23 protein-coding genes, 2 tRNA genes and 2 pseudogenes are annotated in these 26697 nt (G+C 68.2%); 2 read left to right on the top strand and 25 right to left on the bottom strand.

Annotation, left to right across the window (positions count from 1 at the left end):
- Nucleotides 1–2: 2 nt before the first annotated feature.
- The 24 genes and pseudogenes from truB to tpiA all read right to left on the bottom strand — a co-directional run bounded on the left by truB (nucleotide 3) and on the right by tpiA (nucleotide 23721).
- Complete coding sequence (truB, locus tag DX914_RS06625; RefSeq protein ID WP_115858223.1) at nucleotides 3–974, bottom strand: tRNA pseudouridine(55) synthase TruB; 972 nt, start codon at nucleotides 972–974, stop codon at nucleotides 3–5.
- A 198-nt stretch (nucleotides 975–1172) separates the two neighbouring features.
- Nucleotides 1173–1541, bottom strand: coding sequence for a 30S ribosome-binding factor RbfA (rbfA, locus tag DX914_RS06630; protein ID WP_115858224.1), 369 nt, complete (start codon nucleotides 1539–1541; stop codon nucleotides 1173–1175).
- 95 nt (nucleotides 1542–1636) lie between these two features.
- Nucleotides 1637–3649, bottom strand: a pseudogene (infB, locus tag DX914_RS06635) (translation initiation factor IF-2); the annotation flags it as partial.
- A gap of 68 nt (nucleotides 3650–3717) precedes the next feature.
- Nucleotides 3718–4255, bottom strand: a pseudogene (locus DX914_RS20765) (translation initiation factor IF-2); the annotation flags it as partial.
- A gap of 220 nt (nucleotides 4256–4475) precedes the next feature.
- Complete coding sequence (nusA, locus tag DX914_RS06640; RefSeq protein WP_115858226.1) at nucleotides 4476–5963, bottom strand: transcription termination factor NusA; 1488 nt, start codon at nucleotides 5961–5963, stop codon at nucleotides 4476–4478.
- An 86-nt stretch (nucleotides 5964–6049) separates the two neighbouring features.
- The gene (gene rimP, locus DX914_RS06645) at nucleotides 6050–6631 is read right to left on the bottom strand and encodes a ribosome maturation factor RimP (RefSeq protein ID WP_115858227.1); all 582 of its coding nucleotides are present in this window, start codon (nucleotides 6629–6631) and stop codon (nucleotides 6050–6052) included.
- A 270-nt stretch (nucleotides 6632–6901) separates the two neighbouring features.
- Nucleotides 6902–6978, bottom strand: a tRNA-Met gene (locus DX914_RS06650).
- A gap of 146 nt (nucleotides 6979–7124) precedes the next feature.
- Nucleotides 7125–8570, bottom strand: coding sequence for an NADH-quinone oxidoreductase subunit NuoN (nuoN, locus tag DX914_RS06655; RefSeq protein WP_115858228.1), 1446 nt, complete (start codon nucleotides 8568–8570; stop codon nucleotides 7125–7127).
- 3 nt (nucleotides 8571–8573) lie between these two features.
- Nucleotides 8574–10112, bottom strand: a complete 1539-nt coding sequence (locus tag DX914_RS06660; RefSeq protein WP_115858229.1) for an NADH-quinone oxidoreductase subunit M — start codon at nucleotides 10110–10112, stop codon at nucleotides 8574–8576.
- 19 nt (nucleotides 10113–10131) lie between these two features.
- Nucleotides 10132–12282 (bottom strand): NADH-quinone oxidoreductase subunit L, encoded by a 2151-nt coding sequence (gene nuoL, locus DX914_RS06665; protein ID WP_115858230.1) that lies wholly within the window; start codon nucleotides 12280–12282, stop codon nucleotides 10132–10134.
- Nucleotides 12283–12287: 5 nt separating this feature from the next.
- Nucleotides 12288–12590 carry an NADH-quinone oxidoreductase subunit NuoK gene (nuoK, locus tag DX914_RS06670; RefSeq protein WP_115859160.1) on the bottom strand — a complete coding sequence of 101 codons (303 nt, stop codon included), beginning with the start codon at nucleotides 12588–12590 and terminating at the stop codon, nucleotides 12288–12290.
- 20 nt (nucleotides 12591–12610) lie between these two features.
- The gene (locus tag DX914_RS06675) at nucleotides 12611–13258 is read right to left on the bottom strand and encodes an NADH-quinone oxidoreductase subunit J (protein WP_115858231.1); all 648 of its coding nucleotides are present in this window, start codon (nucleotides 13256–13258) and stop codon (nucleotides 12611–12613) included.
- 9 nt (nucleotides 13259–13267) lie between these two features.
- The gene (gene nuoI / locus DX914_RS06680) at nucleotides 13268–13756 is read right to left on the bottom strand and encodes an NADH-quinone oxidoreductase subunit NuoI (RefSeq protein ID WP_115858232.1); all 489 of its coding nucleotides are present in this window, start codon (nucleotides 13754–13756) and stop codon (nucleotides 13268–13270) included.
- Nucleotides 13757–13771: 15 nt separating this feature from the next.
- Complete coding sequence (gene nuoH, locus DX914_RS06685) at nucleotides 13772–14836, bottom strand: NADH-quinone oxidoreductase subunit NuoH (RefSeq protein WP_115858233.1); 1065 nt, start codon at nucleotides 14834–14836, stop codon at nucleotides 13772–13774.
- A 15-nt stretch (nucleotides 14837–14851) separates the two neighbouring features.
- Nucleotides 14852–17083: an NADH-quinone oxidoreductase subunit NuoG gene (nuoG, locus tag DX914_RS06690; protein WP_115858234.1), complete on the bottom strand. Its 2232-nt coding sequence runs from the start codon at nucleotides 17081–17083 to the stop codon at nucleotides 14852–14854.
- Nucleotides 17080–18447, bottom strand: coding sequence for an NADH-quinone oxidoreductase subunit NuoF (gene nuoF / locus DX914_RS06695; protein WP_115858235.1), 1368 nt, complete (start codon nucleotides 18445–18447; stop codon nucleotides 17080–17082). The genes nuoG and nuoF overlap by 4 nt, the downstream gene beginning before the upstream one ends.
- An 11-nt stretch (nucleotides 18448–18458) precedes the next feature.
- Nucleotides 18459–18986 (bottom strand): NADH-quinone oxidoreductase subunit NuoE, encoded by a 528-nt coding sequence (gene nuoE, locus DX914_RS06700; protein WP_115858236.1) that lies wholly within the window; start codon nucleotides 18984–18986, stop codon nucleotides 18459–18461.
- 39 nt (nucleotides 18987–19025) lie between these two features.
- Nucleotides 19026–20318 carry an NADH-quinone oxidoreductase subunit D gene (locus DX914_RS06705; protein WP_196778837.1) on the bottom strand — a complete coding sequence of 431 codons (1293 nt, stop codon included), beginning with the start codon at nucleotides 20316–20318 and terminating at the stop codon, nucleotides 19026–19028.
- Complete coding sequence (locus DX914_RS06710; RefSeq protein WP_115858237.1) at nucleotides 20315–21037, bottom strand: NADH-quinone oxidoreductase subunit C; 723 nt, start codon at nucleotides 21035–21037, stop codon at nucleotides 20315–20317. Before DX914_RS06710 ends, DX914_RS06705 begins: the two co-directional genes overlap by 4 nt.
- Nucleotides 21034–21621 (bottom strand): NuoB/complex I 20 kDa subunit family protein, encoded by a 588-nt coding sequence (locus DX914_RS06715; protein ID WP_115858238.1) that lies wholly within the window; start codon nucleotides 21619–21621, stop codon nucleotides 21034–21036. Before DX914_RS06715 ends, DX914_RS06710 begins: the two co-directional genes overlap by 4 nt.
- Complete coding sequence (locus tag DX914_RS06720; protein WP_115858239.1) at nucleotides 21612–21968, bottom strand: NADH-quinone oxidoreductase subunit A; 357 nt, start codon at nucleotides 21966–21968, stop codon at nucleotides 21612–21614. Before DX914_RS06720 ends, DX914_RS06715 begins: the two co-directional genes overlap by 10 nt.
- Before the next feature lie 199 nt (nucleotides 21969–22167).
- A tRNA-Leu gene (locus DX914_RS06725) sits at nucleotides 22168–22252 on the bottom strand.
- Between the two features lie 139 nt (nucleotides 22253–22391).
- Nucleotides 22392–22913 (bottom strand): preprotein translocase subunit SecG, encoded by a 522-nt coding sequence (secG, locus tag DX914_RS06730; protein ID WP_115858240.1) that lies wholly within the window; start codon nucleotides 22911–22913, stop codon nucleotides 22392–22394.
- Nucleotides 22914–22971: 58 nt separating this feature from the next.
- On the bottom strand, nucleotides 22972–23721 hold the full coding sequence (gene tpiA, locus DX914_RS06735) for a triose-phosphate isomerase (protein ID WP_115859162.1): 750 nt from the start codon (nucleotides 23719–23721) through the stop codon (nucleotides 22972–22974).
- Nucleotides 23722–23824: 103 nt separating this feature from the next.
- Here tpiA and DX914_RS06740 point away from each other — a divergent pair, with 103 nt between their 5' ends.
- Together DX914_RS06740 and DX914_RS06745 are read left to right on the top strand one after the other, a co-directional pair.
- Nucleotides 23825–24631 carry an SDR family NAD(P)-dependent oxidoreductase gene (locus DX914_RS06740; RefSeq protein ID WP_115858241.1) on the top strand — a complete coding sequence of 269 codons (807 nt, stop codon included), beginning with the start codon at nucleotides 23825–23827 and terminating at the stop codon, nucleotides 24629–24631.
- The gene (locus DX914_RS06745) at nucleotides 24628–25152 is read left to right on the top strand and encodes a DNA-deoxyinosine glycosylase (RefSeq protein ID WP_115858242.1); all 525 of its coding nucleotides are present in this window, start codon (nucleotides 24628–24630) and stop codon (nucleotides 25150–25152) included. The genes DX914_RS06740 and DX914_RS06745 overlap by 4 nt, the downstream gene beginning before the upstream one ends.
- A gap of 602 nt (nucleotides 25153–25754) precedes the next feature.
- Here the strand turns inward: DX914_RS06745 and DX914_RS06755 are convergent.
- Nucleotides 25755–26693, bottom strand: a complete 939-nt coding sequence (locus DX914_RS06755; protein WP_115858244.1) for an isopenicillin N synthase family dioxygenase — start codon at nucleotides 26691–26693, stop codon at nucleotides 25755–25757.
- Nucleotides 26694–26697: the final 4 nt, after the last annotated feature.

Below are 26697 nucleotides of genomic sequence, written 5' to 3' on the forward strand. Positions count from 1 at the left end.
TGTCAGCCGGCGCCCGTGGCCGGCTGGTCCTGGGGCGCATTATCCACGGCGCCGCCGGCCGCGGCCCAGCGGAACAGGCGCTGCGGCGCCAGCCGCGCGCCGTCGCGCTGGCCGATGCCCAGGCAGCGGCCGTGCTCGTCGTACACCGCGACCTCGCCGGCCTCGCCCGGCTCGCAGTCCACCGACTGGCCGAAACCCAGGCGGCGGCGGCGTTCGGCGTCCAGGCGCACGGCGGCAAAGCCGCTCAGGCCGGCTTCGATCGGCAGCAGGCAGGCATCGAGTCCGGACTCGCCGCGCTGCGCCAGCGCGCGCAGCTCGTCCAGGGTGACCATGCGCGGCGCAACGAAGGGTTCGACCCACAGGCGACGCAGGGTGGCGACATGCGCGCCGCAGCCCAGGGTCTCGCCCAGGTCGCGGACCAGGCTGCGCACGTAGGTGCCCGAGCCGCACTCCACGTGCAGGCGCAGGCGCGCGCCTTCGTGCTGCAGCACCTCCAGCGCATACACGCTGACCTGACGCTCCGGCGCTTCGATGGCTTCGCCGCGGCGGGCCTTGGCGTACAGCGGCTCGCCGCCCTGCTTGAGCGCGGAATAGATCGGCGCGCGCTGGCGGATGTCGCCGCGCAGCGGCGCCAGCGCGGCTTCGATCGCGGCGGCGTCCAGTTCAGGCACCGGGCGTTCGAGCAAGGTGACGCCGTCGGCATCGTCGGTGTCGGTGACCGCGCCGAGCACCGCTTCGGTTTCGTAGGCCTTGCGCGCGCCCAGCAGCAGGCCGGCGATCTTGGTCGCCTCGCCGAAGCACACCGGCAGCAGGCCGGTGGCCAGCGGGTCCAGGCTGCCGGTGTGGCCGGCCTTCTCGGCGCGGAACAAATGACGCACCTGCTGCAGGGCCTGGTTCGAGCTCAGGCCCGGCGGCTTGTCGAGCAGCAGCAGCCCGTCCAGGGCGCGGAACACGGTACGGGGCTTCTTGCTCATGCGGGCATTGTAGGAGCGATGGCGGCGGGCACCAGTACGCCGCGCCGGCAGCCCGGTGCGGTCGGGACGGCATCGTCGCCGGCGATCTGTGGGAGCGGCGTGAGCCGCCAATGGGGTGCGCCGAAGGGTCGGGGCGTGCGCGGTAGCCGGATGACGGGGTCGCGGCTCACGCCGCTCCTACCCCAAAGCCGAGTGGGCTTATTCCGGGTCGGGCTCGGACGGCGCGGGCGCCTCGCGCAGCAGGTTGTCGATGCGCTCGCCGCGGTCGACCGAGTCGTCGTAGTGGAAATGCAGCTCGGGCACGTGGCGCAGCTTCATCGCCTTGCCCAGCTGATAGCGCAGTTCCTTGGACAGCTCCTTGAGCGCCTTCACGGCTTCCTTGGAGCGCTCAGCCTGCAGCGCGGTCACGAACACCTTGGCGTGGGCCAGGTCGCGGGTCACTTCGACGTCGGACACGCTGACCGACGGCAGGCCGTGCTCGCGCACGGCCTCGCGCACCAGCGTGCCCAGCTCGCGGCGGAGCTGCGCGGCGACGCGGTCGGTGCGGTGGAACGATTTGGTAGGCATGTGATTGGTGATCTGTGATTCGAAAAAGCCCGGGCCGTGACCGGGATTCGCGTTCGCTACAACGAATCACGAACCCCGGATCACGAATCCCGGCCTTACAGCGTGCGCTGAACCTCGATGCGCTCGAAGCACTCGATCTGGTCGCCGGGCTTGACGTCGTTGTACGCCTTCACGCCGATGCCGCACTCGGTGCCGTTGCGCACTTCGTCCACGTTTTCCTTGAAGCGGCGCAGCGATTCCAGCTCGCCTTCGAACACCACCGCGTTGTCGCGCAGCACGCGGATCGGCTTGTTGCGCTTGACCACACCCTCCACGACCATGCAGCCCGCGACCGCGCCGAACTTGGAGCTGCGGAACACGTCGCGGACCTCGGCGATGCCGATGATCTCTTCGCGGATCTCCACGCCCAGGATGCCCGAGGCCACCTGCTTCACCTGGTCGATCACGTCGTAAATGATCGAGAAGTAGCGCAGGTCGACGCCGTTGCCTTCGATGATGCGGCGGGCCGAGGCGTCGGCGCGGACGTTGAAGCCGATCACGGTGGCCTTGGCGGTGGCCGCGGCATTGGCGTCGGACTCGGTGATGCCGCCCACGCCGGAGCTGATCACGTTGATGCGGATCTGATCGTTGGACAGCGCCATCAGCGACTGGCGCAGCGCCTCGACCGAACCCTGCACGTCGGCCTTGATGACCAGGTTGAGGCTCAGCTGGCCCTCGCCCTTGCCCATCTGGGCCATGATGTCTTCCATGCGGTTGCCGGCGGCGGCGACGAGGCGCGACTCGCGGCGCTTGGCGTCGCGCTGCTGCGCCACGTCCTTGGCCAGGCGCTCGTCCTCGACCACGACGAAGTCGTCGCCGGCGTCGGGCACGCCCGACAGGCCCAGCACCTGCACCGGAATCGACGGACCGGCGGTTTCGACCTGCTTGCCGGTTTCGTCGAACAGCGCGCGCACGCGGCCGTAATGCACGCCGCACACCAGGTAGTCGCCCTTCTTCAGCTGGCCCTGCTGCACCAGCACGGTGGCGACCGGGCCGCGGCCCTTGTCCAGCGCCGACTCGATCACCGTGCCGGTGGCGCGGCCGATCGGCACCGCACGCAGTTCCAGCACTTCGGCCTGCAGCGAAATCGCGTCGAGCAGGTTGTCCACGCCCTGGCCGGTCTTGGCCGACAGCTCCACCATCTGGGTGTCGCCGCCGAACTCTTCGGCCACCACGTCCTCGGCGAGCAGGTCGCTCTTGACCCGGCTGGGGTCGGCGTCGGACTTGTCGATCTTGTTGATCGCCACGATCAGCGGCACGCCGGCCGCCTTGGCGTGCTGCACGGCTTCCTTGGTCTGCGGCATGACGCCGTCGTCGGCGGCCACCACCAGCACCACGATGTCGGTCAGCTTGGCGCCGCGCGCGCGCATCGAGGTGAAGGCCGAGTGGCCGGGCGTGTCGAGGAAGCTGATCACGCCGCGAGCGGTTTCGACGTGGTACGCGCCGATGTGCTGGGTAATGCCGCCGGCTTCGCCCGAGGCGACCTTGGTGCGGCGGATGTAGTCCAGCAGCGAGGTCTTGCCGTGGTCGACGTGGCCCATGATGGTGACCACGGGCGGACGCGGCGTGCGGTCGCCCTGCACTTCCTCGGCGTGGGCCAGCAGCGCGTCTTCGGCATCGTTGGCGTTGGCCTTGATGACGGTGTGGCCCAGTTCCTCGGTCACCAGCGACGCGGTGTCGTGGTCGATGCTCTGGTTGATGGTCGCCATGACGCCCATCTTGAACAGCGCCTTGACCACGTCGCCGCCCTTGAGCGCGAGCCTCGAAGCCAGGTCGGCCACGGTGATGGTGTCGCCGATCGCCACTTCGCGCACGATCGGCGCGGTGGGACGCGAGAAGCCGTGCGCGCCGCCGCCGGAGCGGGACTGCTCGGCCTGACGGCGGGGCTTGGGCTTGCCGCGGGCGCTGGTGGTGCGGCGCGCGCGGTCGGAGGCGCTCAGGTGCAGCTGGCCGGCGAAGCGGTTGGCCGCATCGTCGTCCTCGACACCGGCGACCATCGCGTGCGAGCCGCGGGTCTTGTGGCGGGCGGCGTTGTGGGTGTCCACGCGGGCCGCTTCCGGCCGCGCCGGGGCCGGCTTGGGATGGCCGTGACCGTGGGTGGTCGGCGGCTTGCGCACCGGCTCCTCGTCGCCCTCGGCCGGCACGATCGCGCTGGCGTCGGCCAGGCGCGCCTTCTGCTCTTCCTCGGCCTTGGCGCGTGCGGCGTCCTCGGCCTCGCGGCGCGCGGACTCGACGGCTTCGGCGCGGCGGCGGTCGACCTCGGCCAGCTTCTGCTGCTCAGCCAAGTTGCGCTGCTTGGATTCCTCGAGCTTGCGCAGGATCTCGGCGCGCTCGTCGGTGGGCGCCGGCTCGGCCTCGTTCGGCTTGACCAGGGTCACCTTCTTGCGCACCACCACGTCGACCGTGGTGCGGTTCTTGCCGCCGCCGACGGTGAGCTCCTGCTTGCGGCTGCGGTTGAGGGTGATCTTCTTCGGCGCTTCTTCCTCTTCCGGCCCCTTGTCGCTCTTGCCGTGCGAGCGCTTGAGGAAGCCGAGCAGCTTGACTTTCTCGATACTGGTCACGACCTGGTCGGGGCCGCTGAAGCTCATGCCGGCCTCGGCCAGCTGCTCCAGCAACTTCTCGACCGGCGTGTTCACCAGTTCGGCCAGCTTGCGGATGGTGGTTTGCTGCGACATTCGGTGTCCGTTTCCTCTTGGCGCGGGACGCATCCCGCGCGTGATGGCGCCATTCTAGCCCTGCGCGATACCCCGAACGAATCGGGTTGCGCGCCGGCCTGGACGGCCTGCCCGCGGACCGGGCCCCAGCCCGGTCCAGCGAACCGGGAGCCGGCGGTGGCCGGTCCCCGGGTTGCCGGAAGACGCCCGCTGGGGGCCTCTCCCGGCGCTAGCTAATTCCTCACTCGAACCAGTGCTTGCGCGCTTCCATGATCAGGGCCGCGGCGCGGGTCTCGTCGACGCCTTCGATGTCGGTCAGCTCGTCGGTGGCCAGGTCGGCCAGGTCGTCGCGGGTGACCACGCCACGGCCGGCCAGCACGTAGGCCAGCTCGTCGTCCATGCCTTCCAGCGACAGCAGGTCCTGCGCCGGCTGGTGCTCGTCGAGCTCCTCCTCGGCGGCCAGAGCCTCGTTGAGCAGGGCGTCGCGGGCGCGGGCGCGCAGTTCCTCGACGATGTCCTCGTCGAAGCCCTCCACCGCCAGCAGCTCGCCGACCGGCACGTAGGCGATTTCCTCGACCGTGCTGAAGCCCTCGGATACCAGGATGCCGGCGATTTCCTCGTCGACCTCCAGCTTGTCCTGGAACAGCTGGCGGGCGGCGGTCTGCTCGGCCTCGGACTTGGCGGTGACCTGGTCCTGGGTCATGACGTTGAGCTGCCAGCCCGACAGGCGGCTGGCCAGACGCACGTTCTGGCCGCCCTTGCCGATCGCCTGGGCCAGACGCTCCTCGGCCACGGCCAGGTCCATCGAGTGCTTCTCTTCGTCGACGATGATCGACTGCACCTCGGCCGGCGCCATCGCGTTGATCACGAACTGGGCCGGGTTGTCCGACCACAGCACGATATCCACGCGCTCGCCGTTGAGTTCGTTCGACACCGCCTGCACGCGCGAACCGCGCATGCCGATGCAGGCTCCGATGGGATCGGTGCGGTTGTCGTGCGCGAGCACGGCGATCTTGGCGCGGTCGCCCGGATCGCGCGCGCAGGCCTTGATCGAAACCAGGCCCTGGCCCACTTCCGGCACTTCGAGCTTGAACAGCTCCATCATGAATTCCGGCGCGGCGCGGCTGATGAACAGCTGCGGGCCGCGCGGCTCGGTGCGCACGTCGAACAGGAAGCCGCGCACGCGGTCGCCGGCGCGCAGCACGTCGCGCGGGATGCCCTTGTCCTTGGGGATGATGGCCTCGGCATTGCCGCCCAGGTCCACGTAGATGTTGCCGCGCTCCACGCGCTTGACGATGCCGGTGACCAGCTCGCCCACGCGGTCCTTCCACGCGTCCACGACCTGGGCGCGCTCGGCTTCGCGCACGCGCTGCACGATCACCTGCTTGGCGGCCTGCGCGGCGATGCGGCCGAAGTCAGGGTTTTCGATCTGCTCTTCGATGTAGTCGCCGACTTCCACGCCCTCGACCTCGTCGACGGCGTCCATCAGGCGGATCTGGCGGTCCGGCGACTCCATGACCACGTCGTCGGCCACGACTTCCATGCGGCGGAAGGTCTCGTAGCTGCCGTCCTTCTGGTCGATGGACACGCGCACCAGCACGTCCTGGTCGTGGTAGCGCTTCTTGGCGGCGGACGCCAGCGCGGCCTCGATGGCCTCGAAGATGACTTCGCGCGGCACGCCCTTTTCGTTGGCCACCGCGTCAACTACCAGCAACAGTTCCTTGCTCATTTCGTCACTCCGCACGGGTCGGCTCGTTGGCCGCCGGCTCTAGGTTGGTTGATGCTCGTTGGATTGCTGAATATGTACCGTCTTGCTTACGAAGCGCGCGGCTTCGCGGGTTTGTCCTTGGCGCCCTTGCCGGGCTTGCCCTTGGAGGGGCTGGGCTTGGCCGGGGCGAAACCGAGCGCCGCCCAGTCCGGCACCAGCCGCGCCTTGTCGATGTTGGAGAACGGCACGCTGTAGCGCGCCCCGTCGATGGCGAACACCACCTGCGCGCCTTCCACGCCGACGATCTCGCCCTGCAGGCGGCGACGGCCTTCGTGCGGCAGCTTCAGGCCGACCTTGGCGGTCTGGCCGGCGAAGCGCGCGTAATGCTCCAGCGCGAACAGCGGGCGGTCGATGCCCGGCGACGATACTTCCAGCGTGTAGTTGCCGCTGATCGGGTCTTCCACGTCCAGCTGCGCCGACACTTCGCGGCTGACCGCCTCGCAGTCCTCGATGGTCACCGAGCGCGGCTCGCCCTCGGCGCCCACGGCCGCGTCGGCCGGCACGTCGATGTACAGGCGCAGCACCGCGCTGCCCGGCGACGGCAGGTATTCCGCGCCGAGCAACTCCACGCCCAGCGAACGGATCGTGGGCGCGAGCATCGCGGCGATTTCGACTGCTTTGTCCGTCATCTGCGCAGACTCCTGCTTGCGGCGGCCGGCGACGCGTGCGTCACCGGCCCTGCATTGAAACTTTGAAAAAAACCCAGCTTTAAAAAAGCTCGAAAAAAAACCCGAACGCGAAAAACAACAAGGGGCCCGGTGGGCCCCTTGTCCGTACAGCTGGATTTCGGTGTGAGGCGCGAGCAGAGCGCCTACACAAAGCCCGACCTGGTTCGAAAAAAACCTCACCAGGTGAAGTTCTTAGCGAGCCGCCTTACATCGGCGGCATCGAACCGAAGCTGGTAGCGGGGGCAGGATTTGAACCTGCGACCTTCGGGTTATGAGCCCGACGAGCTGCCAGACTGCTCCACCCCGCATCAGGCCGACCATGATAACGGCCGACTAAACTCCCTGCAAGCCCGCATTCACTTTTTTTTTTCTACATCCAGTGAATCGCTGCGCTCGCGGCACTACAGATATGGGCGCGCCCGCGGCTTTCAAGCTGCCGCGCGCCCTGCCCGGCTCAGCCCGCGAACGCGCGCTGGCACCAGGCCATGATCGGGTTCCAGGCCAGGCCCAGCGCCAGCAGCGCCAGCGCGTTGACGCCGAACACCACGTTCAGGGGGCGGTCTTCGCGCAGCGGCGGCGCCTGGCCGTCGGGCTCGTCGAAGTACATGGCCTTGATCACGCGCAGGTAGTAGAACGCGCCGATCACCGCGAACACGATGCCGACGATGGCCAGCCACAGCATGCCGCCCTGCAGCGCGGCCTTGAGCACGGCCAGCTTGGCCCAGAAGCCCAGGAACGGCGGCAGGCCGGCCAGCGAGGCCATCACGCACAGCACCAGGCCGGCCATCCACGGGCTGCGGGCATTGAGGCCCTTGTAGTCGTCGATGCGGTCGGCTTCGAAGCCGCGATTGGACAGCACCACGATCGCGCCGAAGGCCGCGGCGGACATCAGCGAGTAGCTGATGGCGTAGAACATCGCCGCCGCGAAGCCCTGCGCGCCGCCGCCGGCGATGCCCAGGAACAGGAAGCCCACGTGCGAGACCGTGGAGTACGCCAGCAGGCGCTTGAGGTTGGTCTGCACCAGCGCGCTGAGGTTACCGATCGCCAGCGACATCACCGCCAGCCAGCCCAGGGCCAGGCGCCAGTGGTCGTCCAGCGGGCCGGCCGCCACTTCGAGCAGGCGGTAGGTCATGCCGAACGCGGCCAGCTTGGGCGCCGAGCCGATGAACAGCGTGATCGGGGTCGGCGCGCCCTGGTAGACGTCGGGCAGCCACATGTGGAACGGCGCGGCGCCGAACTTGAAGGCGATGCCGGCGACCACGAACACCACACCGGTGATCAGCAGGGTCGAGGAGGGGTTGCCGTAGGCGGTGGCGGCGATCTGGCCCAGGTCCAGCGAACCGGCGGCGCCGTAGATCAGCGACAGGCCGTACAGCAGCAGGCCCGAGGCCAGCGCGCCGAGCACGAAGTACTTGATCGCCGCTTCCGAGGCCAGCGGGCTGTCGCGGTCGATCGCGACCAGCGCGTAGGAGCACAGGGCCAGCATTTCCAGGCCCAGGTAGACCATGACCAGGCTGCCGGCCGACACCAGCAGCATCATGCCGGCGGTGGCGAACAGCATCAGCACCGCGACCTCGCCCTTGTACAGGCCGCGCTCGCGCAGGTAGGGCCAGGTGTAGATCATGGCCAGCACGGTGACCACGCCGATGCCGACCTTGAGCACGTCGGCGGCGACGTCGCGCACGAACATGCCGCCCAGCACGGTGCCGTGATCGCCCACGCCCAGCACGATCAGAGCGGTGGCGGCGATCACCACCGCGATGGCGAAGCCGTGGCTGAGGATGCGCCGGCGCTCGGCGACGAACAGGTCGATCATCAGCAGGGCGAACGCGCCCAGCACCACCACCAGCTCGGGCAGCAGCGGCATCAGGTCGGCGAACCCACGTACAGGCATGTTCATGCGTTACAGCCCCATCGGAAGCTTGGAGGTGGCGATCTGCGTCGCCAGGTTGGCGATCGCCGGTTCCATCAGGTCGGTCAGCGGCTTGGGCCAGATGCCCAGGATCAGCACGCCGGCGGCGAACACGCCCAGCACCAGCGCCTCGCGCGGGTTGATGTCCTCGAGCTCGGCGACGTGGGCGTTGCCGACCTCGCCCCAGATCGTGCGCTTGACCAGCCACAGGGTGTAGGCCGCGCCGATGATCAGGGTGGTGGCCGCGGCGAAGGCGATCATCGGGTGCTTCTGGAAGCTGGCCACGATGACCATGAACTCGCCGACGAAGCCCGAGGTGCCCGGCAGGCCGGAATTGGCCATGGCGAACAGCACCACGAAGGCGGCGAACCACGGCATCACGTTGGCCACGCCGCCGTAGTCCTTGATCATGCGGCTGTGCATGCGGTCGTAAAGCACGCCCACGCAGGTGAACATGGCGCCCGACACGAAGCCGTGGCTGATCATCTGCACCATCGCGCCCTGCAGGCCCAGGCGGGCGGCGTCGACGTTGCCGTAGTCGCGCACCAGGGCGAAGGAGATGAAGGTGCCCAGGGTGACGAAGCCCATGTGCGAGACCGACGAATACGCGATCAGCTTCTTCATGTCGTCCTGGACCAGGGCGACCAGGCCGACGTAGACCACCGCGATCAGGCTCAGCGCGATCACCAGCCAAGCCCAGTCCTGCCCGGCGTCGGGCACGATCGGCAGGGTGAAGCGCAGGAAGCCGTAGCCGCCGATCTTCAGCATGATCGCCGCCAGGATCACCGAGCCGGCGGTGGGCGCCTCGACGTGCGCGTCCGGCAACCAGGTGTGCACCGGGAACATCGGCACCTTGACCGCGAAGGCGATCAGGAAGGCGAAGAACAGCCACATCTGCTCGGTCGCGCTCAGCGACAGCGGGTACCAGTCGGCCAGCTGCCAGCTGCCGCTCTTCAGGTACAGGTAGATCAACCCGACCAGCATGAACACCGAGCCGAGGAAGGTGTACAGGAAGAACTTCACCGACGCGTACACGCGGCGCGGGCCGCCCCACACGCCGATGATGATGAACATCGGGATCAGCATGCCCTCGAAGAACACGTAGAACAGCAGCGCGTCCAGGGCCGAGAACACGCCCACCATCAGGCCTTCCAGGATCAGGAAGGCGGCGTAGTACTGGCTCACCCGCTTGTCCACCGAGCCCCAGGCGCTGATCAGCACCAGCACGGTGGTCAGGGTGGTCAGGCCGATCAGGGCGACCGAGATGCCGTCCGCGCCCAGCTGGTAGCGGATGTCGAAGGCCGGGATCCATTCGCGGCTTTCGACGAACTGCATGCCGGCGTTGGCGTGGTCGAAGCCGGTGAACAGCAGCACGCTCAGCGCCAGCGTGACCAGGCCGACGGCCAGCGCGAACCAGCGCGCGGAGCCGGCACGCTGGTTGCCGAACGCCAGGGTGGCAAGGCCGCCGATGATGGGCAGCCAGATCAGGACGGTGAGCAGGTGGGTGCTCAGCAAGGGCCAGTGGTTCACGTAATCGGTCCTTGTTCCGTTAGCGCCAGTAGCGGATGAGCACGGCCAGCAGTGCGATCAGGCCGAGAATCATCGCGAAGGCATAGTGATAGAGATAACCGGATTGCACGCGGCGCACGATCCCGGCGACGAAGTCGACCAGGCGCGCGCTGCCCTCGACCACGCCGCCGTCGATCAGGCGGCTGTCGACTTCGCGCGAGGCCTTGCCCAGGCGCACGCCGCCGCCGGCGAAGCCTTCGATCCAGAGCTTGTCGAAGTAGAACTTCTCTTCCAGCACGCGCACCGGCAGGGCGAACAACTTGCGCGCCTTGACCGCCAGTTCCGGCTTCCACCAGTACATGACGGTGGCCAGGGCGAAGCCGGTGAAGGCCAGCAGGAACGCCGGCGCGGTCAGGCCGTGCAGGGCGAACTTGATCGGGCCGTGCCAGGCCTCGGCACCGACCAGGGCGACGGTATCGCGGGTCGCTTCCAGGTCGATCGCGCCCAGGAAGAACGGCAGCTGCTTGACGTGACCGGCCCAGTCGGTGCCGAACAGCATCGGGCCGGCGGTGAAGAAACCGATCAGCACCGACGGGATCGCCAGCAGGATCAGCGGCAGGGTCACCACCCACGGCGACTCGTGCGGCTCGTGCGCGCCGTGATGGCCATGATCGTCGTGCGCGTGGCCGTCATGCGCATGCGCATCGTGGTGGGCGTCGTGGCCATGACCGTGCTCGGCGTGGGCGTCGCGGAAGCGCTCCTTGCCATGGAAGGTCATGTACAGCAGGCGGAAGCTGTAGAACGCGGTCACGAAGGCGCCCAGCAGCACCGCGTAATAGGCGTACTGCGAGACCCAGGTCGCGTGCGCGCCGTTGGCGGCGTGGTGCGCGGCCTCGATGATGGTGTCCTTGGAATAGAAACCCGAGAAGAACGGCGTGCCGACCAGGGCCAGCGTGCCCAGCAGGCTGGTCCAGTAGGTGATCGGCATGTACTTGCGCAGGCCGCCCATCTTGCGCATGTCCTGCTCGTGGTGCATGCCGATGATGACCGAGCCGGCGGCCAGGAACAGCAGCGCCTTGAAGAAGGCGTGGGTCATCAGGTGGTAGACGGCCGAGGAATAGGCCGACACGCCCAGCGCCACGGTCATGTAGCCCAGCTGCGACAGGGTCGAATACGCGACCACGCGCTTGATGTCGTTCTGCACGATGCCCATCAGGCCGGTCCAGAACGCAGTGGTGGCGCCGATGAACAGCACGAAGTTCAGCGCGGTGTGCGACAGCTCGAACAGCGGCGACATGCGCGCCACCATGAAGATGCCCGCGGTGACCATGGTCGCGGCGTGGATCAGCGCCGAGATCGGGGTCGGGCCTTCCATCGAGTCCGGCAGCCACACGTGCAGCGGCACCTGCGCCGACTTGCCCATGGCGCCGATGAACAGGCAGATGCAGATCGCGGTCGCGGCCGACCACACCACCGGCTCGGCGGTGACCGTCCAGGTGTGGCCGAACAGGCTCAGCGAACCGCCCCAGATGCCGATGGTGCGGCTGGCGATGTCGGTGGCCTTGGCGAAGACCACGCCGTAGTCCAACGAACCGGTGGCCCAGAGCACCCCGGCGATGCCGAGCAGGAAGCCGAAGTCGCCGACACGGTTGACCAGGAAGGCCTTGAGGTTGGCGAACACCGCGGTCGGGCGCTTGAACCAGAAGCCGATCAGCAGGTACGACACCAGGCCCACCGCTTCCCAGCCGAAGAACAGCTGCAGGAAGTTGTTGCTCATGACCAGCATGAGCATGGAGAAGGTGAACAGCGAGATGTAGCTGAAGAAGCGCTGGTAGCCGTCGTCCTCGGCCATGTAGCCGATGGTGTAGACGTGGACCAGCAGCGAGACGAAGGTGACCACCACCATCATCATCGCGGTCAGCTTGTCGACCATGAAGCCGACGTTGGCCTGGATGCCGCCGACCTGGAACCAGGTGTAGAGGTTCTCGTTGAACGGCAGCGCGGCCTGCGCCACCAGCTGCCACAGCACGTAGCACGACAGCGCGCAGCTGGCGGCCACGCCCAGGATGGTGGCGCTGTGCGCCCCTGCCCGGCCGACCTTGCGGCCGAACAGGCCGGCGATGATCGCGCCCAGCAAGGGGGCGAGCACGATGGCCAGCAGGACGGACTTGGAGAGTACGACGGGTTGCATGCCGGTCAGCCCTTCATCGTGTCGATTTCAGCGACGTTGATCGTGCGCCGGTTGCGGAACAGCGTGACCAGGATGGCCAGGCCGATGGCGGCCTCGGCCGCGGCCACGGTCAGGATGAAGAACACGAACACCTGACCGGCCGGGTCGGCCAGCTGGCGCGAGAACGCGACGAAGTTGATGTTGACGGCGAGCAGCATCAGCTCGATCGACATCAGCAGCACGATCACGTTCTTGCGGTTGAGGAAGATGCCGGCCACGCTGATGCAGAACAGCGCCGCGCCCAGCGCGAGGTAGTGGCCCAGGGCCAGTCCGGTTCCGAGGAATTCGCTCACGGCTTGGCCTCCTGTGCGGGCGCGTCGGCGGAAGGTTCCGGCTCCGCCGGCAGCGGCTTGACCGCGTCCATCTTGACCACGCGCAGGCGGTCGCCGGCGCGGACCCGCGCCTGTTCGGACGGGTTCTGGTGCTTGGCGCCCGGACGGCGGCGCAGGGTCAACATCACCGCCGCGATCACCGCCACGGTCAGGATCACCGCGGCGACCTCGAACGGCAGCAGGAAGTCGGTGAACAGCGCGGTGGCCAGCCATTTGGTGTTGGAACCGCCCGAGGCGTCGGCGGTCAGCGGCGCGGCCACGGAGGCCTTGACCCCGATCAGGGTCAGCATCTCCAGCAGCATGACCACGGCCACCAGCAGGCCCACCGGCAGGTACCTGACGTAGCCCTCGCGCAACGGGGTGACGTCGATGTCCAGCATCATCACCACGAACAGGAACAGCACCATCACCGCGCCGACGTAGACCAGGATCAGGGCCACACCGAGGAACTCGGCGCCGGCGATGATCCACACGCAGGCGACCGAGAAGAAGGTCAGCACCAGGCTGAGCGCGGCGTGCACCGGGTTCTTGACGCTGATCACCGCCACGGCCGAAGCCACGGCCGCGAGGGCGAAGACGAAGAAGGCGATCTGGGCGAGATCCATGGCGGGCACTCAGCGGAAGGCGGCGTCGGCGGCGCGGCGCTCGGCGATCTCGGCCTCGAGCCGGTCGCCGATCGCCAGCAGCTGCGGCTTGGTGACGATGTTCTGTCCGCGCTGGTCGAAGTGGTATTCGTGGATGTGGGTCTCGACGATCGAGTCCACCGGGCACGACTCCTCGCAGAACCCGCAGAAAATGCACTTGAACAGGTCGATGTCGTAACGCGTGGTGCGGCGGGTGCCGTCCTCGCGTTTGGTCGAGTCGATGGTGATCGCCAGCGCCGGGCACACGGCCTCGCACAGCTTGCAGGCGATGCAGCGCTCTTCCCCGTTGGGGTAGCGACGCAGCGCGTGCACGCCGCGGAAGCGCGGCGACTGCGGCGTCTTCTCCATCGGGTACATCAGCGTGTACTTGGGCTTGAACAGGTACTTGAGCGTCAGGCCCAGGCCCTGCGCCAGCTCGATGAGCAGCAGGCTCTTGAAGTAGGAAACGATGCGATTCATGTCGTAAGCCTGTCCTTACACGCCCGGCTGGAACACGTTGTAGTAGGCCATCACGGCCACCACGCAGATCCAGGCGATGGTGAGCGGGATGAACACCTTCCAGCCCAGGCGCATGATCTGGTCGTAGCGGTAGCGCGGGAACGAGGCGCGGAACCAGATGAAGCAGCTGGCGAAGAAGAACACCTTGGCCAGTAGCCACCACCAGCCGTCCACCGACAGGAACGGAATGCCCAGGCCCTGGAACGGGCTCAGCCAGCCGCCGACGAAGAAGATCGAGGTCAGGAAGCTGATCAGGATCATGTTCGCGTATTCGGCCAGGAAGAACAGCGCGAACGCCGAGCCCGAGTACTCGACCATGTGGCCGGCGACGATTTCCGACTCGCCTTCGACCACGTCGAACGGCGCGCGGTTGGTTTCGGCCACGCCGGAGATGAAATACACCACGAACAGCGGCAGCATCGGCACCATGAACCATTCCAGCGCGCCGGCGTTGCCGGACTGCGCCATCACGATGTCGGTGAGGTTGAGGCTGCCCGCGCCGACCATCACGCCGACCATGGCGAAGCCCATCGCGATCTCGTAGGAGACCACCTGGGCCGCGGCGCGCATGGCGCCGAGGAAGGCGTACTTGGAGTTCGACGCCCAGCCGGCCAGGATGATGCCGTACACGCCCAGCGAGGTCATCGCCAGCAGGTACAGCAGGCCGGCGTTGGCGTTGGACAGCACCACCTGCGCGTCGAACGGCACCACCGCCCAGGCCGCGAAGGCCGGCGCCAGCGCCAGCAGCGGCGCCAGCTTGTACAGGAAGGACTCGGCCCGGGTGGGCTGGATCACTTCCTTGAACAGCAGCTTGAACACGTCGGCGAAGGCCTGAAGGATGCCCATGCCCACGTACATCGGACCGCGGCGCACATGCATCCAGCCGATGAGCTTGCGTTCCCAGACCACGTAGAACGCGACCGAGACGATCACCGGCATGGCGATCAGCAGGATCTTGAGCACGATCCAGGCCACCGCGCCGGCATTGCCGAACGACAGGAACCAGTCGCGCACCGGGTCGACCACCTGGGTGGTGAACATTCCGTCCGTCATGGCTTAAGCCCTCCCCGCCTGCACGCGGCCCGCGCCCAGCGGCGCGGTGGCGCCGTGGCCGGTTTCGATCCAGACCGTGCCGGCGGCGACCTTGTCGCTGACCGCGACCGGCAGCGTGGCGGTGCCGGCGGCGGCGGCGAACTTGCCGACCGCGCCGTCTTCCAGGCCCAGCGACTGCGCATCGGCCGGATTGAGCACGGCGCGCGGTTCGCGGTTGAGCGGGTGCGCCTGCAGCGCGGCTGCGCGGCGGACCACGGCATCGCTGCGGTAGATGGCGATGCTGGCGGCGACCTCGAGACCGCCCTCGCCCGCCGCGGGCGCGCGGCCGGCGGACGGCTGCACGGTCTGCGGCTGCACGCTGGCGCGCAGGCCGGCCAGATCGGTGAAATCGAAGCCCGGCGCGCCGAGCTCGCCGCCCAGCGCACGCAGCACGCGCCAGCCGGCGCGGGCCTGGCCCGGCAGCTTGCCGCCGGCGCTGGCGCGCTGGTCGTTGCCGTCCAGGTTGGTCAGGGTGGCGTCGATTTCCGGCAGCAGGCCGATCGGCAGGATCACGTCGGCGACGGCGCGGGTGGAGCGGCAGGCGTAATGGCTGAAGGCCACCACCTGCGCCTGGCCCAGCGCCTTGAGCGCGGCGGCGGTGTCGGCGAAATCCAGGCCCGGCTCGATGCCGTAGATCATGTAGGCGCCGCGCGCATCGCTGAGCATGCCCTGCGCGTCGCGCGCGGTCGGCAGCACGCCGTGACGGCTCAGGCCGACGGCGTTGGCACCCTGCGGAATGCGGCACAGCGCGGCGCCGGTGGCGGCGGCGAAGTCGGCGGCGGCGGCGCGGATGGCGGCGGCGTGCGGGCCGTTCTCGGCCAGCGCGCCCAGCACGATCACCGCGCGGTTGCCGGCCTGGGCGGCCTCGCGCAGCGCGCTGTCGCCCAGCGCGGCGGCGAGCTGCGACGGGGCGGCGATGCGCTTGCCGGCGAGCTCGAAGGTGAAGTCGAAATCGACCGGATTGACCGCGTGCACCTTGGCGCCGCGGGTCCAGGCCTTGCGCACGCGCTGGTGCGCCAGCGGCAGCTCGTGGCGCAGGTTGCTGCCCACGATCACCACCACGTCGGCCTGCGACAACTCGGCCACCGGCGCGGCGAACGGCTGCGCGACGGCGGCGTCGGACAGGTCGTGCTGGCCGATGCGATGGTCGAGGTTGCCGGTGCCCAAAGCCTGGGCCAGGCGCGCGAGCAGCGCGCCCTCTTCGTTCGACGTCGTCGGATGGGCGAGCACGCCCAGGGCGTCGGCGCCGTTGTCGCGCAGGATCTTGGCGGCGCGCGCCAGCGCGTCCTCCCAAGTGGTCTCGCGCCATTCGCCGTTGTCCTTGACCATCGGCGCCACGGCGCGATCTTCGGCGTACAGGCCCTGGTGCGAATAGCGGTCGCGGTCCGACAGCCAGCACTCGTTGACGGCTTCGTTGTCGCGCGGCACCGCGCGCAGCACGTCGCCGCGGCGCACGTGCAGGAACAGGTTGCTGCCCAGCGCGTCGTGGTAACCCAGCGACTCGCGCGCGGTCAGTTCCCAGGGACGGGCCTGGAACTGGAACACCTTGTTGGTCAGCGCGCCCACCGGGCACACGTCGATGACGTTGCCCGACAGCTCGGTGGTCAGCGGCTTGCCGTCGAAGGTGCCGATCTGCAGGTTCTCGCCGCGGTACATGCCGCCCAGCTCGTAGGTGCCGGCGACTTCCGCGGTGAAGCGCACGCAGCGCGTGCACTGGATGCAGCGGGTCATCTCGGTGGCGACCAGCGGGCCCATGTCCTCGTCCGGCACCACGCGCTTGCGCTCGGCGAAACGGCTGACCGAGCGGCCGTAGCCCATCGACAGGTCCTGCAGCTCGCACTCGCCGCCCTGATCGCAGATCGGGCAGTCCAGCGGGTGGTTGACCAGCAGGAACTCCATCACGTTGCGCTGCGACTTCAGGGCCTTGTCGCTGCGGGTGACGATCTTCATGCCGTCCATCACCGGCGTGGCGCAGGCCGGCGCGGGCTTGGGCATCTTCTCCACTTCGACCAGGCACATGCGGCAATTGGCCGCGATGCTGAGCTTGTCGTGGTAGCAGAAGCGCGGAATCGGAATGCCGGCCTTGTCGGCGGCCTGGATGATCATCGAGCCCTTGGGCGCGGCCATCTCGACGCCGTCGATGAAGACGGTGACGTGGTCGGGCGGCAGGTTCGGGTTTACCGGCTGCGCGCTCATGCGGCCACCTTTTCAACCACCGTGCCGGCGGCTTGATCGTCGACGAGGAAACGCTTGTTCACGATCGCGTACTCGAACTCGCTCCAGAAGTGGCGCAGGAAGCCCTGCACCGGCCAAGCGGCGGCTTCGCCGAAGGCGCAGATGGTGTGGCCTTCGATCTGGCCGGCCGCGGCGCGCAGCATCTGCAGGTCTTCCAGCGTGGCCTGCTTGTCGACGATGCGCGTAAGCATGCGGTACATCCAGCCCGTGCCTTCGCGGCAGGGCGTGCACTGGCCGCAGCTTTCCTTGAAGTAGAAGCGCGCGATGCGCTGGCAGGCGCGGACCATGCAGGTGGTCTCGTCCATGACGATGACCGCGCCCGAACCCAGGCCGGAGCCGGCCTTCTGGATCGCGTCGTAGTCCATGGTCAGGCCCATCATGGTCTCGGCCGGCAGCACCGGCATCGAGGAACCACCCGGGATCACCGCCTTGAGCTTGCGGCCGCCGCGCATGCCGCCGGCCATCTGCAGCAGGTCGGCGAACGGGGTTCCCAGGCGGATCTCGAAGTTGCCCGGGTTGGCCACGTGGCCGGACACCGAGAAGATCTTCGGGCCGCCGTTGTTGGGCTTGCCCAGGTTGAGGAACCACTCGGCGCCGTTGCGCACGATCGCCGGCACCGAGGCGTAGGTCTCGGTGTTGTTGATCGTGGTCGGCTTGCCGTACAGGCCGAAGTTGGCCGGGAACGGCGGCTTGTAGCGCGGCTGGCCCTTCTTGCCTTCCAGCGACTCCATCAGCGCGGTTTCTTCGCCGCAGATGTAGGCGCCGGCGCCGAGCGCGCCGTAGATGTCGATGTCGATGCCGCTGCCGAGCACGTTCTTGCCCAGCCAGCCGTGCTCGTAGGCTTCCTTCAGCGCCTGCTCGAAGTGCTCGAACGGCTCGTGATGGAACTCGCCGCGCAGGTAGTTGTAGGCCACGGTCGAACCGGTGGCGTAGCAGGCGATCGCCATGCCCTCGACCACCGAATGCGGGTTGTAGCGCAGGATGTCGCGATCCTTGGCCGTGCCCGGCTCGGACTCGTCCGAGTTGCACAGGATGTACTTCTGGGTGCCGCTGCCCTTGGGCATGAAGCTCCACTTCAGACCGGTCGGGAAGCCCGCGCCGCCGCGGCCGCGCAGGCCCGAGCCCTTGACCATCTCGATCACCGCGGCCGGCTCGATCTTCTCGCTGAGGATCTTGCGCAGCGCCGCGTAGCCGCCGGTCTTGAGATAGTTCTCGTACGACCAGGGCGTGTCGAAATGCAGCGTGGTGTAGACGACCTGGTGCTCCTGCGGAGCCGGGCCGACCGGGCCGTAGCCCTGGGAATAATCGTGGTGACCGTGCGCCATCTCGCCCGACCTCACTTCAAACCGTCGAGAATCTCGTCCACCTTGGCGGTGTCGAGCTTCTCCAGGTAATGACCGTTGACGACGACCACCGGCGCGCCGCAGCACGCGGCCAGGCACTCTTCCTCGCGCTTGAGGAAGATGCGGCCATCGGCGGTGGATTGCCCGAGCTTGCAGCCCAGCTTGTTCTCGGCGTGGCGGACCAGGTCCTCGGCGCCGTTGAGCCAGCAGCTGATGTTGGTGCAGAAAGCGACGTTGTGGCGGCCGACCTGCTCGGTTTCGAACATCGAGTAGAAGCTCGCCACCTCGTAGGCCCACACCGGCGGCAGGCCCAGGTACTTGGCCACGGCCGCGATCAGCTCGTCGGTCAGCCAGCCGCCGTTCTGCTCCTGTGCCGCGTGCAGGCCCTGCAGCACGGCCGAGCGCTTGCGGTCCGGCGGGAACTTGGTCAGCCAGTGATCGATGTGCGCACGCGTCTTGTCCGACAGCGCGACCATCGGATCGACGTGCTGGGTGGCTTCGAAATTGCCTGTCGCCTTCATTCGTTCAATTCCTCAGTGATCGCCGCTCGCCTGCGGCGATCAGCGGTCGATCTCGCCGAACACGACGTCGTAGGTGCCGATCATGGCCACCACGTCGGCCAGCATGTGGCCCTTCACGATCTCGTCCATCGACGACAGATGCGCGAAGCCCGGAGCGCGCAGCTTGACCCGGAACGGCTTGTTGGCGCCGTCGGAGACCAGGTAGCAGCCGAACTCGCCCTTGGGCGCCTCGACCGCGCTGTAGGTCTCGCCGGCCGGCACGCAGTAGCCTTCCGAGAACAGCTTGAAGTGGTGGATCAGCGCTTCCATGTCGTCCTTCATTTCTTCGCGCTTGGGCGGCGCGACCTTGAAGTTGTCGACGATCACGGGGCCGGGATTGGCGCGAAGCCACTTAACGCACTGCTTGATGATGCGGTTGGACTCGCGCATCTCGGCCACGCGCACCAGGTAGCGGTCGTAGCAGTCGCCGTTGGTGCCCAGCGGAATGTCGAAATCGACTTCGGCGTAGCTGGCGTAAGGCTGCTTCTTGCGCAGGTCCCAGGCGATGCCGGAGCCGCGCACCATCGGGCCGGTCATGCCCCAGGCCAGCGCCTGCTCGGGCGAGACCACGCCCACGCCCACGGTGCGCTGCTTCCAGATGCGGTTCTCGGTGAGCAGGGTCTCGTACTCGTCGACGCGCTTGGGGAAGTCGTCGGTGAACGCGTCCAGGTAGTCCAGCAGCGAGCCTTCGCGCCACTCGTTGAAGCGCTTCAGGCTAGCGCCCTTCTTCCACGGCGATTCGCGGTACTTGGGCATGCGGTCCGGCAGGTCGCGGTAGACGCCGCCCGGACGGTAGTAGGTGGCGTGCATGCGCGCGCCGCTGACCGCCTCGTAGCAGTCCATCAGCTCTTCGCGCTCACGGAAGGCGTACAGGAACACCGCCATCGCGCCCAGGTCGAGCGCGTTGGAACCGACCCACATCAGATGGTTCAGGATGCGGGTGATCTCGTCGAACATGGTGCGGATGTACTGCGCGCGCACCGGCGCCTCGATCCCCAGCAGGGATTCGATCGCGCGCACGTAGGCGTGCTCGTTGCACATCATCGACACGTAGTCCAAGCGGTCCATGTAACCGATGGACTGGTTGAACGGCTTGGACTCGGCCAGCTTCTCGGTGCCGCGGTGGAGCAGGCCGATGTGCGGATCGGCGCGCTGCACGACCTCGCCGTCCATCTCCAGGATCAGGCGCAGCACGCCGTGCGCGGCCGGATGCTGGGGACCGAAGTTCAGGGTGTAGTTGCGGATCTCGGCGTTGTTCAGGCCGGAGGTATTGGAGGCAGGCACGGCGCTCACTTCTTCACCTCGGCGCGCTGGGCGGCTTCGCCGGTGGCGGTCTGGTAACGCGCGTCGTCGCGGATCACGCGCGGCACGCCTACGCGCGGCTCGATGGACACCGGTTCGTAGACCACGCGCTTCTTGTCGGCGTCGTAGCGCACTTCGACGTTGCCGATCAGCGGGAAGTCCTTGCGGAACGGATGGCCGACGAAACCGTAGTCGGTGAGGATGCGGCGCAGGTCCGGATGGCCGTCGAAGACGATGCCGAACAGGTCGAAGGCCTCGCGCTCGAACCAGTTCACGCCCGGCCAGATCGAGGTCAGCGAAGCCACCACCGGCAGGTCGTCGTTGGGCGCGAAGGCCTTCAGGCGCACGCGGCGGTTGTGCTGGTAGGACAGCAGGTGGGCGACGGCCGCGTAACGGCGTTCCGGTGCGGCGGCGGCGCCGTTGGGCGCCTCGCCCCAGACGAAACGGCCGGCGCTCTTGCCTTCCACGCCGCGCGAGAAGCCTTCCGAGGACACGTCGGTGTCCCACTCGTCGCTGCCGTAGCTCAGGTAGTCCACGCCGCTGACGTCGACGCACTGCTCGAAGCCGAACTCGTCGCGCAGCGCGCGGGCGGCGCCCAGCCATTCCTCGGCGGACACTTCCAGCGTGGTCTCGCCGCGCGGCAGCGCGACGGTCACGGTGGCGTTGGGAAAGCGCGCGCGCAGCGCGTCGGCATAGGCGCTGGCGTTCATTCGCGCACGCCCTGCTTGTTCTCGCCGAAGTTGGTGCCGCGACGGATCTTGCGCTGCAACTGCAGGATGCCGTAGACCAGCGCTTCGGCGGTCGGCGGGCAGCCCGGCACGTACACGTCCACCGGCACCACGCGGTCGCAACCGCGGACCACGGCGTAGGAATAGTGGTAGTAGCCGCCGCCGTTGGCGCAGCTGCCCATCGAGATCACCCACTTGGGGTCGGGCATCTGGTCGTAGACCTTGCGCAGCGCCGGGGCCATCTTGTTGACCAGGGTGCCAGCCACGATCATCACGTCGGACTGGCGCGGCGACGGGCGGAACACCACGCCGTAGCGGTCCAGATCCAGGCGCGAGGCGCCGGCGTGCATCATCTCGACCGCGCAGCAGGCCAGGCCGAAGGTCATCGGCCACATCGAACCGGTACGCGCCCAGTTCCACAGCGTGTCCAGGTTGGTGGTGACGAAGCCCTGCTGCAGCAGCGGGTTCTCGCCCTCAGGACGCAGGATGTCGTCGAGGCGGCCTTCCGGCAGCGGGTTGTGCATCAACCCGGAGACGGTGTCGCCGAGGGTTTGGATCACTCCCATTCGAGCGCTCCCTTCTTCCAGACGTAGACGAAGCCGAGCAGGAGCATGCTGGCGAAAATGCCCATCTCGATCAGGCCGACCACGCCCAGATCGCGGAACACGGTGGCCCAGGGCACGATGAAGATGATTTCCAGATCGAAAATGATGAACTGGATGGCGATGAGGTAGTAGCGCACGTCGAACTGCATGCGCGCGTCTTCGAAGGCTTCGAAGCCGCACTCGTACGGAGACAGTTTCTCCGTCGTCGGGCGCTTGGGCCCGAGCGTGTTGCCTACCACCAACAGGGCGACGCCAATGGCGCTGGCGACGATCAGGAACAGCAGGGTCGGCAGGTATTCGGCCAGCACTCGATGTTCTCTCGGCTACTTGGCTGCGGTAAGGCAGCCTTGGCTCGGCGGTCCGGCCCTGTCGGATGCGATTGCCGCGATTCCGATCCGGGCCAGCGGCGCGGCCCGCCGTGCGTGCCGCACCTGGGGGTTGTGGTGCGTGTTGCTGCCGGTCGCGTTGCCTTGACCGTACTGCTTTGGGTTCTACGAAACTGCGGTGTGGTGCCCAAGGGGGGACTCGAACCCCCACGACTTACGTCGCTACCACCTCAAGGTAGTGCGTCTACCAATTCCGCCACCTGGGCAATCAAACCTCGCCGTCCTGGCCCGGGCCCGGCGCTAACGCGCAAAGCCCCCGGTCATCGCTGACCGCGCCCCGGTGATCCGTACCGGGCCGCTTGGAACACAACATTTAAAGCGCAGGTTATATGGTACCGCGCTTTGTCAGCCGCCCGAAGCCGGCTGCGTCTGCGGCGGGTTGGCCGGCGCCGGCTGGGCCGGAGCCTGCTGCGCCGGAGCCGCCGGAACGGTGCCGTCGGCGGGCGCCTGCGGAGCGTTCTGGGCCGGGGCGGCCGGCACGGTCGAACCCGGAGCCGCCGGAGCGGTCTGGGCCGGAGCGCTCTGGGCAGGAGCCGCCGGAACCGTGGCGTTACCCGCGGCCGGCTTGGCCGGAGCGCCGCCGATGTCGGCCGCCAGGCCGGCGTCCTGCTCGGTCGGGGCGACATTGCCGCCGGCGCCGCGCGAGGCCTGCCAGGCCATGAACAGGCTGATCGCGAAGAACGCGATCGCCAGCCACTTGGTGGCCTTGGACAGGAAGTTGGACGAGCCGCGCGCACCGAACACGGTGGCCGAGGCACCGCCGCCGAAGCCCGAGCCCGCCTGCGCACCCGCGCCGCGTTGCATCAGGATCAGCGCGATCATGGCGATCGCGATCAGCACGTAGATGACGTTGAGGAACAACAGCATCGTGGGATTCTTCGTAGGGTGGTTCGTGTGCGACAGCGCCGGGCCGGGCCCGGTTCCGTCAGGGCGCCGCCGCGGCAGCGATGGCGTTGAAATCGGCGGCGACCAGGGAGGCCCCACCGACCAGACCGCCGTCGACGTCGGGCTGCGAGAACAGCGCGGCGGCGTTGTCGGCCTTCACGCTACCGCCATACAGGATCGGCAGCGAGCCAGCGATTGTAGCATCCAGTCCGGCGATTTCGCTACGAATGAATGCGTGCACCGCCTGCGCCTGCTCGGGCGTGGCGGTGCGGCCGGTGCCGATGGCCCAGACCGGTTCGTAGGCGACGATGGCGCCGGCCAGCTGCTGCGCGCCCAATTCGAAAATCGGCGCCAGCTGCTCCTGCAGGCGGTATTCGGTCTGGCCGTCTTCGCGCTCGGCCAGGGTCTCGCCCACGCACAGGATCGGCACCAGGCCGGCGGCCTTGGCGGCGGCGAACTTGCGCGCGACCAGGGCGCTGCTCTCGGCGTGGTACTGGCGGCGCTCGGAATGGCCGACCAGGCCGTAGCGCGCGCCCACGTCGCGCAGCATCGAGGCCGAGACCTCGCCGGTGTAGGCGCCCTTCTCGTTGCTGCTCACGTCCTGCGAACCGAAATCCAGGCCGCGCGTGCCGTAGTGTTCGATCAACTCGCCCAGGTAGGGCAGCGGCGGCAGCACGATGCGCTCCACCCCGGCCGGGGCGGCGGCGGCGACCACCTGGTCCAACAGCCCGAAGGCGAACTCGCGGCTGCCGTGCAGCTTCCAGTTTCCGGCGACGATCCTGCGGCGCATGGCCATCCCAAGCTACGAAAGGACGCGATTCTACCGCAGCCCGTCGCCGCGCATGGCCCGGCCAGGGCAAGCTAGCGGACACACCCGGCAACCCGACGGCCTCATGACCCAGCCCCCTGCCCCGCTCCATGCCCTGATCACCGGCGCCTCGGCCGGCATCGGCGCCGCCCTGGCCCGCGAATACGCCCGCCGCGGCGTGCCGCTGGTGCTGACCGCGCGGCGCGAGGACCGCCTGCAGGCGCTGGCCGCGCAGCTGCGCGCGCAGGTGCCGGTGGAGGTGATCGCCGCCGACCTGGCCGATCCGGCCGCGCCGGCCCATCTGCACGCGGAAACCCGGCGCCGCGGGCTGGCGATCGGCCACCTGGTCAACAACGCCGGCTACGGCGTGCCGGGGCGCTACCTGGCCGACGACTGGAAGGTCCACGCCGACTTCCTGCAGGTGCTGGTGACCGCGGTGGCCGAGCTCAGCCACCGCTACCTGCCCGAGATGGAGGCGCGCCGTTACGGGCGCATCCTCAACGTGGCCTCGCTGGCCGGGCTGGTGCCGCCCTCGGCCGGGCATACCCTGTACGGCGCCTCCAAGAGCTTCGTGATCCGCTTCAGCCAGTCGCTGGCGGCCGAGAGCCGGCCGCGCGGGGTGCACGTGACCGCGCTGTGCCCGGGCTTCACCTACACCGAATTCCACGACGTCAACGGCATGCGCGAACGCATCTCGCGCTTGCCCAAGTGGCTGTGGCTGGACGCCGACACGGTGGCGCGGCTGGGCGTGGACGCGGTGGAGCGCGGCGACGCGCGCTACGTGACCGGGAGCATCAACCGCGTCCTTGCCGGCTTGGCCAAATACCTGCCCGAACGCGTGGCCAACGCCTTGGTCGCCAGCCGCGCCAGCGATTTCCGCGACGCCGAATGAGCGCCGCGCGCCTGCAGGGTTTCCCGCCGGTGGCCCGGGCGGACGCGCGCGTGCTGGTGCTGGGCAGCATGCCGGGCGCGGCCTCGCTGACGGCGCAGCGCTATTACGCGCATCCGCAGAACCGCTTCTGGCCGATCATGGGCGCACTGGTCGGCGCCGACCCCGCCCTGCCCTACGAGCAGCGCTTGCGGCGTTTGAACGACGCCGGCATCGCCTTGTGGGACGTGCTGGCCAGCTGTGAGCGCAGCGGCAGCCTGGATACGGCGATCCGCGCGGCGGAAGCCAACGATTTCGCGCGGTTCTTCGCCACGCATGCGCGCGTGGGCGCGGTGCTGTTCAACGGCGCGCAGGCGGAGACGAGTTTCCGGCGGCTGGTGCTGCCGGGGCTGCGCGCGCCGTTGCCGGCGTTGCGGCGTTTGCCGTCGACCAGCCCGGCGAATGCGTCGCAGCCGATGCAGATGAAGCTGGCGGCGTGGCGGGAGGCGTTGGTGGAGGCTGGGGTGGCGGTGCTGCCGGGCTAGCGATGCGGGATTGGTGCTGCGCCGCCCTCACCCCAACCCCTCTCCCGCAAGCGGGAGAGGGGCTAAAGCAGCAAGCGTCGGATCTGTCCCCTCTCCCGCTTGCGGGAGAGGGTTAGGGTGAGGGGGTGAGCGCAAAGCGCGAATGCTCTTGCTCCTCGCTCGGGCACCGAACTCGCCACACCAATAAAAGACCCGGAGAGCCTGCCCCCGCGAAGGCGGGGGGGCGGCGCACAGGATGTGCGCCGTTTTGCGCTGGCACAGGATGTGCCATCGGAAAATCCCCGCGCCCACTCCGCTCTCGCACTGGAGCTCTGGGGCAGCGTTTTTCTTTGGTTACTTTCTTTTGACGCTTATCAAAAGAAAGTAACCCGGCCGCTTGCGGACGGAAGCTGTTGCTGTTGCTTCGACCAACACACCCACACACCTTCGCGAGCTCGGAGCTGGTCGCGGCTCACGCCGCTCCTACCCCAAGGCGCCAGAGCGGACCCCACGCCGACCGAGGGCTTGGTCGTAACGGTGGATTCGCGGTCGCAGCTTGCGCAGCTCCTACAGGGCGGCGGCGCTTGCGCGGTGGCGGCTCGCGCCGCCACCCGTGCCGGTGCTTACTTCAGCTTGATCTCGCGCAAGCGCTCTTCCAGATACCCCTGCGCCGTGATCGGCTCCGGATAGCGCTTGGGGTTGTCCGGCGTGATCGTCGAAGGCAGCACGTCGATCAGGAAATCCGGGTTCGGGTGCAGGAAGAACGGCGTGGAATAGCGCGGCTGGCGCGCCTTCTCGCCCGGCGGGTTGACCACGCGGTGGGTGGTCGAGGGGTACACGTGGTTGGTCAGACGCTGCAGCATGTCGCCGATGTTGACCACGATGGTGTCGGCGTCGGCGGTGAACGGCACCCACTCGCCCTTGCGCGACTTCACCTCCAGGCCCTCGGCGCTGGCGCCGACCAGCAGGGTGATCAGGTTGATGTCCTCGTGCGCGCCGGCGCGCACGTTGGGGATGTCGTCGGTGGTGATCGGCGGGTAATGGATCGGGCGCAGGATCGAATTGCCCGAATCGGTCTTGTCGGCGAAATAGTCCTCCGGCAGGCCGATATGCAGGGCCAGCGCGCTGAGCACACGCGACCCCAGCTGGTCCAGCGCGGTGTACAGGCCGTAGGCCTGCTCGCGGAACTCGGGAATCTCGCTCGGCCACAGGTTGGCCGGCATCACGTCGGCGTACTGCGAATCGCGCGGGATCTCGCGGCCCACGTGCCAGAACTCCTTGAGGTCGAAGTGTTTGGAGTCCTTGGCGGTCTCCACGCCGAACGGGGTGTAGCCGCGCGCGCCGCCGCTGCCGGGCACATGGTACTGGCGCTTGGTCTCTTCCGGCAGGGCGAAGAAACGCTTGAACAGATCGTAGGACTGATCGATCTGCTCGGCCGGAATGCCGTGGCCGCGGATGCCGGCGAAGCCCCACTCGCGGTAGGCGGCGCCCAGCTCGGCGACGAAGGCTTCGCGGTCGGTGTCGAAACGGCGGATATCGAGGGTCGGAATCTGGGAGGTCATGTTC

This window comes from Lysobacter silvisoli (genome assembly GCF_003382365.1).
Lineage (GTDB): Bacteria > Pseudomonadota > Gammaproteobacteria > Xanthomonadales > Xanthomonadaceae > Lysobacter > Lysobacter silvisoli.

Bases quoted from the DNA above. Each gene is read 5' to 3' on its own strand.
- truB (WP_115858223.1), bottom strand. From the start codon at position 974: ATGAGCAAGAAGCCCCGTACCGTGTTCCGCGCCCTGGACGGGCTGCTG.
- rbfA (WP_115858224.1), bottom strand. From the start codon at position 1,541: ATGCCTACCAAATCGTTCCACCGCACCGACCGCGTCGCCGCGCAGCTC.
- nusA (WP_115858226.1), bottom strand. From the start codon at position 5,963: ATGAGCAAGGAACTGTTGCTGGTAGTTGACGCGGTGGCCAACGAAAAG.
- rimP (WP_115858227.1), bottom strand. From the start codon at position 6,631: ATGACGGACAAAGCAGTCGAAATCGCCGCGATGCTCGCGCCCACGATC.
- nuoN (WP_115858228.1), bottom strand. From the start codon at position 8,570: ATGAACATGCCTGTACGTGGGTTCGCCGACCTGATGCCGCTGCTGCCC.
- nuoL (WP_115858230.1), bottom strand. From the start codon at position 12,282: ATGCAACCCGTCGTACTCTCCAAGTCCGTCCTGCTGGCCATCGTGCTC.
- DX914_RS06675 (WP_115858231.1), bottom strand. From the start codon at position 13,258: ATGGATCTCGCCCAGATCGCCTTCTTCGTCTTCGCCCTCGCGGCCGTG.
- nuoI (WP_115858232.1), bottom strand. From the start codon at position 13,756: ATGAATCGCATCGTTTCCTACTTCAAGAGCCTGCTGCTCATCGAGCTG.
- nuoH (WP_115858233.1), bottom strand. From the start codon at position 14,836: ATGTTCACCACCCAGGTGGTCGACCCGGTGCGCGACTGGTTCCTGTCG.
- nuoG (WP_115858234.1), bottom strand. From the start codon at position 17,083: ATGAGCGCGCAGCCGGTAAACCCGAACCTGCCGCCCGACCACGTCACC.
- nuoF (WP_115858235.1), bottom strand. From the start codon at position 18,447: ATGGCGCACGGTCACCACGATTATTCCCAGGGCTACGGCCCGGTCGGC.
- nuoE (WP_115858236.1), bottom strand. From the start codon at position 18,986: ATGAAGGCGACAGGCAATTTCGAAGCCACCCAGCACGTCGATCCGATG.
- DX914_RS06710 (WP_115858237.1), bottom strand. From the start codon at position 21,037: ATGAACGCCAGCGCCTATGCCGACGCGCTGCGCGCGCGCTTTCCCAAC.
- DX914_RS06715 (WP_115858238.1), bottom strand. From the start codon at position 21,621: ATGGGAGTGATCCAAACCCTCGGCGACACCGTCTCCGGGTTGATGCAC.
- secG (WP_115858240.1), bottom strand. From the start codon at position 22,913: ATGCTGTTGTTCCTCAACGTCATCTACGTGCTGATCGCGATCGCCATG.
- tpiA (WP_115859162.1), bottom strand. From the start codon at position 23,721: ATGCGCCGCAGGATCGTCGCCGGAAACTGGAAGCTGCACGGCAGCCGC.
- DX914_RS06740 (WP_115858241.1), top strand. From the start codon at position 23,825: ATGACCCAGCCCCCTGCCCCGCTCCATGCCCTGATCACCGGCGCCTCG.
- DX914_RS06745 (WP_115858242.1), top strand. From the start codon at position 24,628: ATGAGCGCCGCGCGCCTGCAGGGTTTCCCGCCGGTGGCCCGGGCGGAC.
- DX914_RS06755 (WP_115858244.1), bottom strand. From the start codon at position 26,693: ATGACCTCCCAGATTCCGACCCTCGATATCCGCCGTTTCGACACCGAC.